8 protein-coding genes are annotated in these 9107 nt (G+C 53.1%); 4 read left to right on the top strand and 4 right to left on the bottom strand.

Features of this window, described 5'->3' with window-relative positions; genetic code table 11:
- Positions 1-667 (top strand): MFS transporter (locus JE47_RS0104800; protein WP_035419012.1); only part of this gene is annotated, 667 nt, incomplete at its 5' end.
- A 15-nt stretch (positions 668-682) separates the two neighbouring features.
- Here JE47_RS0104800 and JE47_RS22410 read toward each other — a convergent pair.
- The 3 genes from JE47_RS22410 to JE47_RS0104780 form a co-directional block, all read right to left on the bottom strand.
- Positions 683-1447, bottom strand: a complete 765-nt coding sequence (locus tag JE47_RS22410) for an Rcas_1661 family thioredoxin-like (seleno)lipoprotein (RefSeq protein ID WP_256440066.1) — start codon at positions 1445-1447, stop codon at positions 683-685.
- A 333-nt stretch (positions 1448-1780) separates the two neighbouring features.
- On the bottom strand, positions 1781-3355 hold the full coding sequence (locus JE47_RS0104785; protein ID WP_031458654.1) for a hypothetical protein: 1575 nt from the start codon (positions 3353-3355) through the stop codon (positions 1781-1783).
- An 86-nt stretch (positions 3356-3441) separates the two neighbouring features.
- Complete coding sequence (locus tag JE47_RS0104780; RefSeq protein ID WP_031458653.1) at positions 3442-4713, bottom strand: alkaline phosphatase family protein; 1272 nt, start codon at positions 4711-4713, stop codon at positions 3442-3444.
- Between the two features lie 847 nt (positions 4714-5560).
- Here JE47_RS0104780 and JE47_RS0104775 point away from each other — a divergent pair.
- Entirely contained in the window at positions 5561-6454 is an 894-nt protein-coding gene (locus JE47_RS0104775) for a DUF488 domain-containing protein (RefSeq protein WP_152555997.1), read from the top strand.
- Between the two features lie 10 nt (positions 6455-6464).
- Positions 6465-7292, top strand: coding sequence for a hypothetical protein (locus JE47_RS0104770; RefSeq protein WP_031458651.1), 828 nt, complete (start codon positions 6465-6467; stop codon positions 7290-7292).
- Positions 7293-7325: 33 nt separating this feature from the next.
- Here the strand turns inward: JE47_RS0104770 and JE47_RS0104765 are convergent, their stop codons facing one another.
- Positions 7326-8069: a class F sortase gene (locus JE47_RS0104765; RefSeq protein ID WP_031458650.1), complete on the bottom strand. Its 744-nt coding sequence runs from the start codon at positions 8067-8069 to the stop codon at positions 7326-7328.
- A gap of 267 nt (positions 8070-8336) precedes the next feature.
- Between JE47_RS0104765 and lipB the strand changes: the two genes are divergently transcribed.
- Positions 8337-9011, top strand: coding sequence for a lipoyl(octanoyl) transferase LipB (lipB, locus tag JE47_RS0104760; RefSeq protein WP_031458649.1), 675 nt, complete (start codon positions 8337-8339; stop codon positions 9009-9011).
- The last annotated feature ends 96 nt before the right edge of the window (positions 9012-9107 follow it).

Here is a 9107-nt window from a genome sequence, read left to right as displayed (position 1 = left end):
TTTTGGCGCGGTGTTGACCAGTCTATCGCTGATGCACCTCGACACGCAGCGATTACCTGCTGCCCGCCACGGCAATACCGTGCGCGCGGGGCTACACTACATTATCCATGAACCCAATGTTCGCGCCCTCTTACTGCGCGCCGGTGCAGTAAGTTTTTTCTATTTCGTCCATATTCCGCTCTTACCGGTCTTTGCACGCGATGTTTTGCACATCGGTGCTGCCGGTTTGGGCTGGTTATCGGCCTCTAGTGGATGTGGTTCACTGTGTGCCGCACTTATCCTTGCCCAGCTCGGCGATCATGCACCACGCGGGAAACTTTTAACCGTTGCAGCCCTACTGTACGCCCCTCTCCTGATCAGTTTTACTCAAACCCGAATTGTACCGCTGGCCCTCCTGCTGATTGGACTGTGCGGTTGGGCAGGTGTTACCACGATGGCGCTCACCAATACCCTGATTCAATTGATCGTGCCCGACGATCTGCGCGGACGGGTAATGAGTGTATTTACCCTGTCACTGATGGGGATGAGTCCGTTGGGTGGGATGCTGGTCGGCAGTGTTGCTGAGCTGGTCGGTAATGTGCCGATGGTCGTCGCCGGTAGTGCCTTCATCGGATGGCTCTTGGTGTTGAGTGTAGAATGGCACGCGCCACAATTACGTCAATTGTAACCGCACCTGCGCAGGCTATGGTTGCCGTTCAATGATTTCAGCAAATCGTTCAAGCGGTTGCAAGCCGATCAGCCGAATCTCGCCTATCTCGAAGACCGGTTGCACGCGAATCCCACGCTGTCGTTGTTCGGCATCCAGTCTTTCGGCTAACTGTCGGGTAGCCCCCTCTGCCATACAGGTATCAAACGTTGTCACAGCAAGGCCTAATTCAGCCGCATACCTGCTCATCAGGTTCGGTAGATCAGCGTCGCGCGTCGTCGCTACCTCACTTTGCCGTTCAAAGAGTAATTCGTGCATCGGCCAGAAAGCATCTTGTTCCCCGGCACAAAACGCCGCCGCAGTGGTCACAAGTGAAGCAGTGCCGTGGTTGAGCACCGGACGGAAGATGTATAAAACTTTCCCCGTAACAACGTAACGCTCGATCAATATCGGTTCGACCGTCAACACGTGACGGCGACACGCCGTTCAGAGAAAGTCTGAATAATCGATCAGGGTGAGCGGCGCTGCCGGATCGCCGAGGGTGAATGCACCATTCGCATCACGGCCAACCAGTGCTCCCCGATAGGTTACGGCTAGCATTGGTGTTGGAGTTGCGGCTACTGCAACGGGAGATGGTGGCGTGATCGTTGGGTCTATCGTACTGGTTGGTTCAACAATGATCGCTGGTGACGTAGAAGGAGTTGCAGTGGGTAACGACGACGGCGATTCGGTCGTCGGTACTGATGAAGTGCAGGCCACCAGAATTAGCAGGATAAATAACCAAAAGAATGAACGTATCAAACAAACCTCCTCATCTAGGTGTGCGGGCCTCTGGCCCGCGTTGTACGATCTGCGAGTGGAACCTATCGTTTCCCCAGGCCCCCCGCAAACACGCTAGCCGGGTGCGCGGGCCGCCGACCCGCGTGGTACGAGCATCACGCGCCATTGCACCGTAACGCACGCTGCGCTGGGTGCGCGGGCCGCCAGCCCGCGTAGTACAAGCATCACGCGCCATTGCACCGTAACGCACGCTGCGCTGGGTGCGCGGGCCTCCGGCCCGCGTAGTACAAGTCGCGGCTGGAACCGATCACTTCCCCAGGTCCCCTACTCACCTCTATCACCTATCCCCCCATCCTACGGCGCCGGTACGCAGGATGGTCGGTCCGTCAACCATGGGGCAAAAGTGATATTACTGCCCACGGCATCGCCAGTCCCCTGCGGATTAACATCAGGTTCATACGGACCAGAAGCGTGCCCCCACCAGTTATTGCGCATATCAAGTGCAATCTCACTAGCAGCCCCGCGACCGATCCCATACGTAAGGTACGTTGGTCGAATCACTGGCGTGTGGCCTTCAAACAGATTTTGCTCGATCCGCAATGGCATCAGGAATCCACCTTCGGGCCTGACCTGTACGGTTTCACTGCGCAGACTTAACCCCAAATCACCCCCGATCAGGGCATTGCAGATCAAGGTACCCTGTAACATACCGTTCGTCGTGAGCTGTACATTTACACTACCATCGCGGAAGAGGTTCCCTTCTATTGTGAGATTAAGGGTTTCGCGTGCATTCTGATTCGCGATCCGCACCATCGGCGCACCAGCACTGAGACGATTACCGCCAATTCGGTTCCCGACGAGCGTTACGCTGTTGCCACGGCTGTACGCCGCCTCAAATGCAGCTCCAAAGGGTACATCATTACCGGCAATTTCGCTCTGCACTAGTTCGAGTCGCGAATCGACCACCAGGACTCCACCACCGTTATCGGTAATCCTGCTAAAACGCACTACCAGCCCGCCTTCTTCACTCACCAGTACGGTTCCACCCAGGCCACCACCACGAATGTCGGTATGCTCAAGCGCAATAAAACCGCCAGGACGGCCATAGATACCACTCCAGCGGGCGCCGGTAGCACCAATAAAACGCACCGGACGGCCAGGTTGGCCGAGAGCAATCAACCGACCACCATCAACATAAATCGAGACTCCCGGCGCCAGACGTACCTCTACGCCTGGTTCAATGATCAACTCGCTGCCGGGCGGCAGTTGTACATCTCGGTTGAGCACGATTGGCCCCTGATCACTCGTCCAGCGCGTGCTGCCACGTAATACCAGCGCCGGTACCGGTGTTGGCAGGGGTGTCGAAGTCGGCAACGGAGTCGCGGTTGGCGGCGGCGGATTGGTTGGGCTGTCATCAATGATGAGATCGGCGCTCGTTGGGGTGGGGGGCGGTGGGAGTGTTGGCGGTGGTGGCGCAGTTGGCAGTGGCGGGATCGTTGGTGGAGGCAGAGTTGCAGTCGGAATAATCGTTGGCGGTGTCGGTGGCGTGCCTTCCGGAACCGGATACGCCGGGACAGCGGTTTCGGTCTGCGTAGCCTCGGCCCGCACAGTTGCAGCCAGCGCAGTCGTTTCCAGCACGACACTGGTCTGGGTTAGAGCCAGGTCTACTGTTGGCGTCGTTGCCACCGGGTAGGCGGGAGGTGTTGGCACCACGCCTCCGGCCGGCGTTGTTGCTTCGGGATATGCAGCGCCCTGCGTCGGTGGACGAGCTAACGGAGAACCCGTCGGTGGCGGCACATTTACGTTGCTGCCAGGCGAAAAGAAAAAGGTGAGAGCAACTCCTAAGCCGAGCAATGTAAGTGCACCGATCAACAACCACGTATCACGGCTCAGACGGGGATTTGGCGCTGATGGTTCAGTCTCGGACACGAATCAGCCTCCGCTCTCATTCAAATGCCTTTCGTGTATCTTATCACATGACGCACGATGACGCTCAACCATACGCCGATCAGCCCTCAAACAATCAACCATGCTAGCTCTGTCAACATCTCAATTGAGGTTAATCCACCGTGCAAACCACGATACTCGAATGACCGACCAGGGGGATATTCCCAAATAATCGCTTCACCGGGCGCAGGTAGAATGACCAGCTCACCCAACCGTGACGCTAGCCGCTCGCCAGGCTTTGGCCCAAAATAGCCGGCTGCCATCAACTCAGCGCCGGTCACAACCGTTGCACGTTCACCGAGCAGGCGCTGCAAGTTTATCTGAACCTCACCAACAACTGCTGGTTGTACATGGAGCACCGTCACCCGCGGCGAACCGGAAGGAGGTAAAGGCCGCCGATCTCCCCCCTGACGGAGAAAACGCTCTAAGTCAGGCCATAGACGGTTAAGCACAATTACTTGCAGCGGATCAACCGCAACCTGCCCATGATCAGCAGTGACGAACAGCACTGCCGGTTGTGGAGCTGACTTTAACACCGGCAAAAGATGCTGCTCAAGCTGATCAAGAGTGGTCACAATTTCGGCATTAACCTGGGCAGATTCAGGACCGTACCGGTGCATCGCAACATCAACAGCATCGATGTATACGTGATAGAAGGTTGGATTCACCTGACGCTCAAACAACGTGTGCAAACGTCCCGCTGCATCAGCAATATGCTGAAACGGTACAACTAACGCACCACGGCACAAGGTACGGGTATACACCGAATGGGCAAGCGTCGTTGGCAACAGCACAACACTATCAACTGCTGCCGTTTTTAACTGGCGGTAGAAGCTCGCCGCAGGGTAGACTTCGCTCGGATCGACACCATACGCAACCAGACCATCGGCCTGGCGCTCGAAGTAGGGCGAGAAGAGTAACGAACCAATGACCGCCTGAAGATGAGGGTCAAAGATATGCCATTCATAAATCCCGCTCTGATCGGCTGCCAGACCGGTATGCAGCAAGGTCACGTGCACCGCAGTGGAAGAAGGAAATGCAGTTGTCAATTGGCAAATCTGCCCCTCAGTAAGGAAGCGGCGCAAAAAGGGGAGTCGTTCGAGATAGCGATGAAAGAAATACCAGCCAAGCGAATCGATCATCAGCAGCACCACCGTCGCCGGTCGTGATGGGAGCGCGTGAGCAATAGGTAGTGGTGGCAGGTCGGCAGCAGCTCCGGTCAGCAGATACGCCATAGTCGATGGAATCTGGGCAAATCCATACGAATTGTACAACGGAACAACCCGATCAGAACCCTGAAATGCAGCGGCTATCGCAGCAGTTGACTCTTCGAGCAGCATAGGAAACTCCTGATAGAAGACGGGTACATAGATACTGTAGCACAACAGAAAGAGAAGTGAGAGCGTCTGAAAAAATCCGCACGCTTATGAACAGATGGAAGGCTGTCGGATTACGTTCGATACGGTTCACTTACAGAGCAGCACCAACAGCCATTACCTCGCTGCCGATGACTCCGCACCCACGCAGTCGTCCAGATACACGAGCTGCCCGCCTTCTTGGTATGGTGAGCAAGGGGAAGACATTGGCTCGCGGATGAGCACATCATCGGGGACGGGTTTGAAACCCGCCCCTACCGTGCGTTGCCGGATACTATCGGCCTCCCCACAAAGAGTGTGGCCGCAGACCACGGTTGGAACAGAAAGCTGCCACTGCTACGCACGTTGCGGTGCGCGTTTCGCGTTCCCTCTCATCTCTTCGCACCTCTGATCGAGAGCTATAGGTTCCCTGGGTGCGCGGGCCGCTGGCCCGCGTCGGCCAGGAATGCTGGAGACGGACATTTCAGCGGGAGGGTTGAGAACCCGCCCCGACAAGGAAGGGACAGACGTTATCGGCGAGACAAACAGTGGTGGGCAGCGCAAAGTCAGAACGGAAAGCCGTGCGCCTCTACACGCACTACGGGATATGGAGAGAAACCCGCATCTTCTTCACGCTGCTACGCACGTTTCGCGTTCCCTCTCATCTCTTCGCACCTCTGCTCGGGAGGGTGAAAACGTTGAAAAGCTCTATCTGGTACAGACGTATCTGGAACACAGATAGCGAATGTGATATAATAGAAAAAAACGTTCTACCAATCTACATCATCTTTTGACGCGGGTATGCTCGCCTCTAAACAAAGGTATCTATCACATGAACGGCATGCTGTACCGCCGCAAAATTCTTTTAGCGTTCATCGACATCTTTGGTGGCACAATCGACAAGCTGTATCTGCAAAAAATGCTTTTCTTGCTTGGTCAGTATCAGGAAAAACCGGTCTACGAATTTATTCCCTACCACTACGGCAGCTATTCATTCACCGTACAGTGGGACATTCATGCGTTGTGTGACAGAGCGTTGTTACAGGAAGATGAGTATACGATCACCCTTGTGGAAAAACAGGATTACCTGCAAGGTCTTCATCCTCGTGATGCTCGGATGATTCAGACACTCTGGTCGAAATACCGAAAGAAATCGAGAAATGAGTTGCTGCGAGAGTTGTACGAGCAGTATCCATACTATGCCACTCGTAGCAAACTACTCAACGAAGTTTTGGGAAAGGAAGCTCAACAACGAGTAGAACAGTGCAGGCATGTGGAACAGCGTACCGTATTATTTACCGTTGGCTATGAAGGGCGCTCGCTTGAGCATTATCTCAATATCTTGATCAGAAATGGTATCAACCTGTTGGTAGATGTTCGGAACAATCCAGTGAGCATGAAACCGGGATTTAGTAAGCGTCAGTTAGAACGAATATGCAGAAATCTTGACATTGAGTACCGCCACTTTCCAGAAGTAGGTATTGTCGCTGAATTACGGAAAGGCCTACAGGCGCAAGATGATTACGACGAGCTGTTCGTTGCATATCGACGCACGATATTGCCGACCACACTCCCAACTCAGCGCGAAATCTTGAACCTGCTCCAGCAATACAGGCGGATTGCCCTTACATGCTTTGAAGCTGAGAGCCAACGCTGTCACCGTCGTCATCTGGCCGAGGCTATCAGCAAGTTACCAGGTTTTACTTACGATGTAATACACCTCTGAGGTTATCGTCATGCGAACGAAGGTGCTGATCACCGTTAAGACGTATCCCACCATCTCGGTCAAATACGATGAACTGGTCCGTACAGCCGGATTTCGTGAGGATGGTTCATGGGTAAGGATTTATCCAATTCCTTTTCGTAAAAAAACCTACGACGAACGGTACAAAAAGTATGACTGGATCACCATTGATTTGGAAAGAAACGAACGAGATTTTCGTCCAGAGAGCTATCGACCAGTACCCGGATCAAAAATAGAAGTTGTCGGCCATATCGATACGAAGCGTTTTTGGGAGGAGCGTAAGCGTATCTGTCTGAAAAAGGTCTACGACAACCTTGCTGAGCTGATTGCAGAGGCAAAGAATCCGCAGATTCGTACATCACTGGCTACTTTCAAACCTACAGAGATCCTTGATTTCTATGCCGAACCAACTGACAGAGAGTGGGATATGAAAAAAGTTGCGCAAATTCAGGCAAGCAGACAACAATTAAGACTATTCTCTGATGAAGAAGAAGACTTGGAGAAAGAATTTGAGATAGTACGGAAGCTTCCCTACACTTTCAAATATCGATTTAGAGATAGTGACGGAAAAGAAAGCAATTTGATGATAGAAGATTGGGAGACGGGACAACTTTTCTGGAATTGTCTGCTGAGACATGAAGGAGACGAACGAAAGGCGATTGAAGATGTTCGTCGAAAGTATTTCGATGATTTTGCTAAGACAAAAGACCTATACTTCTTCTTAGGGACGACGCTACAATATCATCAAAGGGCACCCAACCCATTTATCATCATCGGTACATTTCACCCGCCGAAGGATGAACAGTTGAGAATGTTCTGATAGGTTTAGTCACACCGCCAGCCATAATCATCGCTACGGCGCCGGTACTGCAATCGTGATCAGACGATGCGTAAGTTCAACCGTTCCATCAACGATGACCCGGTCGCCAATACACGATACAAGAGTCAATCGCTCATCACCCGTGGGCAGAATGTATTGCACTTGATCGGGAGTCACGCGCTCTTTGCGAGCCACGACGTAGCGAAACGTTGTCCCATCAGCACTGTAGAGGAATATCTCACTCCCAACAGTCAGGCGATCAATGTTGGCAAAGGGAGCTGGAATCTGAGGAGCTTTGCGAAAGCGCAGCACATGCCCCCACAACACGATATTCTCACCCTGCCCCGGCTTGGCGCTGTAGATGTACCAGCCGACGTCGTGATCGGGAACAACCGGCACATTGTTCGCATCAAGCCCTACCGGTATCAGGGTTCGGTCGAGTTTTATTTCTGGAATAACCAGCCGAACAGGTGTACGGTCGCCTACCGGTGATGGGGTTGCCAGAGGTGTTGCAGTTGCCGACAGCACGGGTGTGGAAGTAGGTGGTGCCGTCGGTGTAACCAAAGGTGTTGGGGTGCTTGTTGGTGGTGACACCGGTGTTGGCGATGGGGTAAACGTAGGCGTAATCGGTGTTGGCGTGATGATCGTGGCGGTTGGAGTATACGCTTTTGGCGAGAAGATCATTGGTGATGGTCTGGTAAGATCGGCGCCTGCGGTCGTTTCGCTACACGCACTCAAGATTAGGCAGCCGGTTAGCACTATCAGTAGCATTCGCATTGTGTTGACCTCGGTACTGTCAGGATACCCCTCTTTAGCCTACCACAAGTTTCCTTCCCGATAGCCCGGGCTGATCGGTTATACTGAGAACAGTGATCGGAAAAGGGCGCAATAGTTGACCTTTTCCCTACAGCGAGAGTCAGGAAAGGCTGCAAGCTATTGCAAAAAAGTTGTTTACCAACACGACTAGATGACACTAGTTAGATTTTCGCGTGATACTACATACTCCATTGGACAAGAACCATGTCAGTTAGGAATGAGAGAAATATGCGCACATTGACGGTATATCATCTTGGTCGTATCGCATATACTGCGGCATGGGATATTCAGCGCCAATTAGCCCACAAGCGTTCGCGCGGTCAGATTGGTGATGCGCTGCTGGTGCTTGAACATCCACCGACAATTACCCTAGGCAACAAGGCACGTCCTGAGCATGTGCTTGCCTCACCTGCCGAGTTAGCCGCACGCGGTGTGGTGGTCGTTCAGAGTGATCGAGGTGGGGAAGTGACCTATCATGCGCCGGGACAACTGGTTGCTTACCCGATCTTCAAACTCTCGCAGCACGGCAGTGATGTTGGCCGCTATGTGCGTGGGTTGGAAGAGAGTGTGATTCGGGTGTTAGCCGACTACGGTCTGATTGGCGAGCGTATCGCGGGCTTAACCGGGGTTTGGGTGCGAAACGGTGCGGCGAAAATCTGTGCCATTGGTGTGAAGCTTAGTGCAAGTGGCGTGACGACCCATGGCCTGGCGCTCAACATTGATCCAGACCTCAGTGGCTTTGAGTTGATCGTTCCCTGTGGGATCATGGATCGCGGTGTAACGTCACTGGCTAACGAACTCGGTATCGTACCATCCTTTGCCGAGGTTACTGAACGACTTATTGCAAGGATGTGCGAGGTGTTTGAACTGGTGCCACGTGAAGAGGTGTTGTTAATGGCATAGCTTGTTTTTCGAGGGTTGACATTTTATATCGAATATCTACTTTTATCTTATCTTTTTAGAGTTTGTATTTACTTCTATTTAGTGAAGACAAAAAAT

Origin of the sequence: Chloroflexus sp. MS-G, from assembly GCF_000735195.1 — a bacterium.
Taxonomy (GTDB): Bacteria; Chloroflexota; Chloroflexia; order Chloroflexales; family Chloroflexaceae; genus Chloroflexus.
This window is presented reverse-complemented; position numbering and strand designations above follow the sequence as displayed.

Bases quoted from the DNA above. Each gene is read 5' to 3' on its own strand.
- JE47_RS0104780 (WP_031458653.1), bottom strand. From the start codon at position 4,713: ATGCTGCTCGAAGAGTCAACTGCTGCGATAGCCGCTGCATTTCAGGGT.
- JE47_RS0104775 (WP_152555997.1), top strand. From the start codon at position 5,561: ATGAACGGCATGCTGTACCGCCGCAAAATTCTTTTAGCGTTCATCGAC.
- JE47_RS0104770 (WP_031458651.1), top strand. From the start codon at position 6,465: ATGCGAACGAAGGTGCTGATCACCGTTAAGACGTATCCCACCATCTCG.
- JE47_RS0104765 (WP_031458650.1), bottom strand. From the start codon at position 8,069: ATGCGAATGCTACTGATAGTGCTAACCGGCTGCCTAATCTTGAGTGCG.
- lipB (WP_031458649.1), top strand. From the start codon at position 8,337: ATGCGCACATTGACGGTATATCATCTTGGTCGTATCGCATATACTGCG.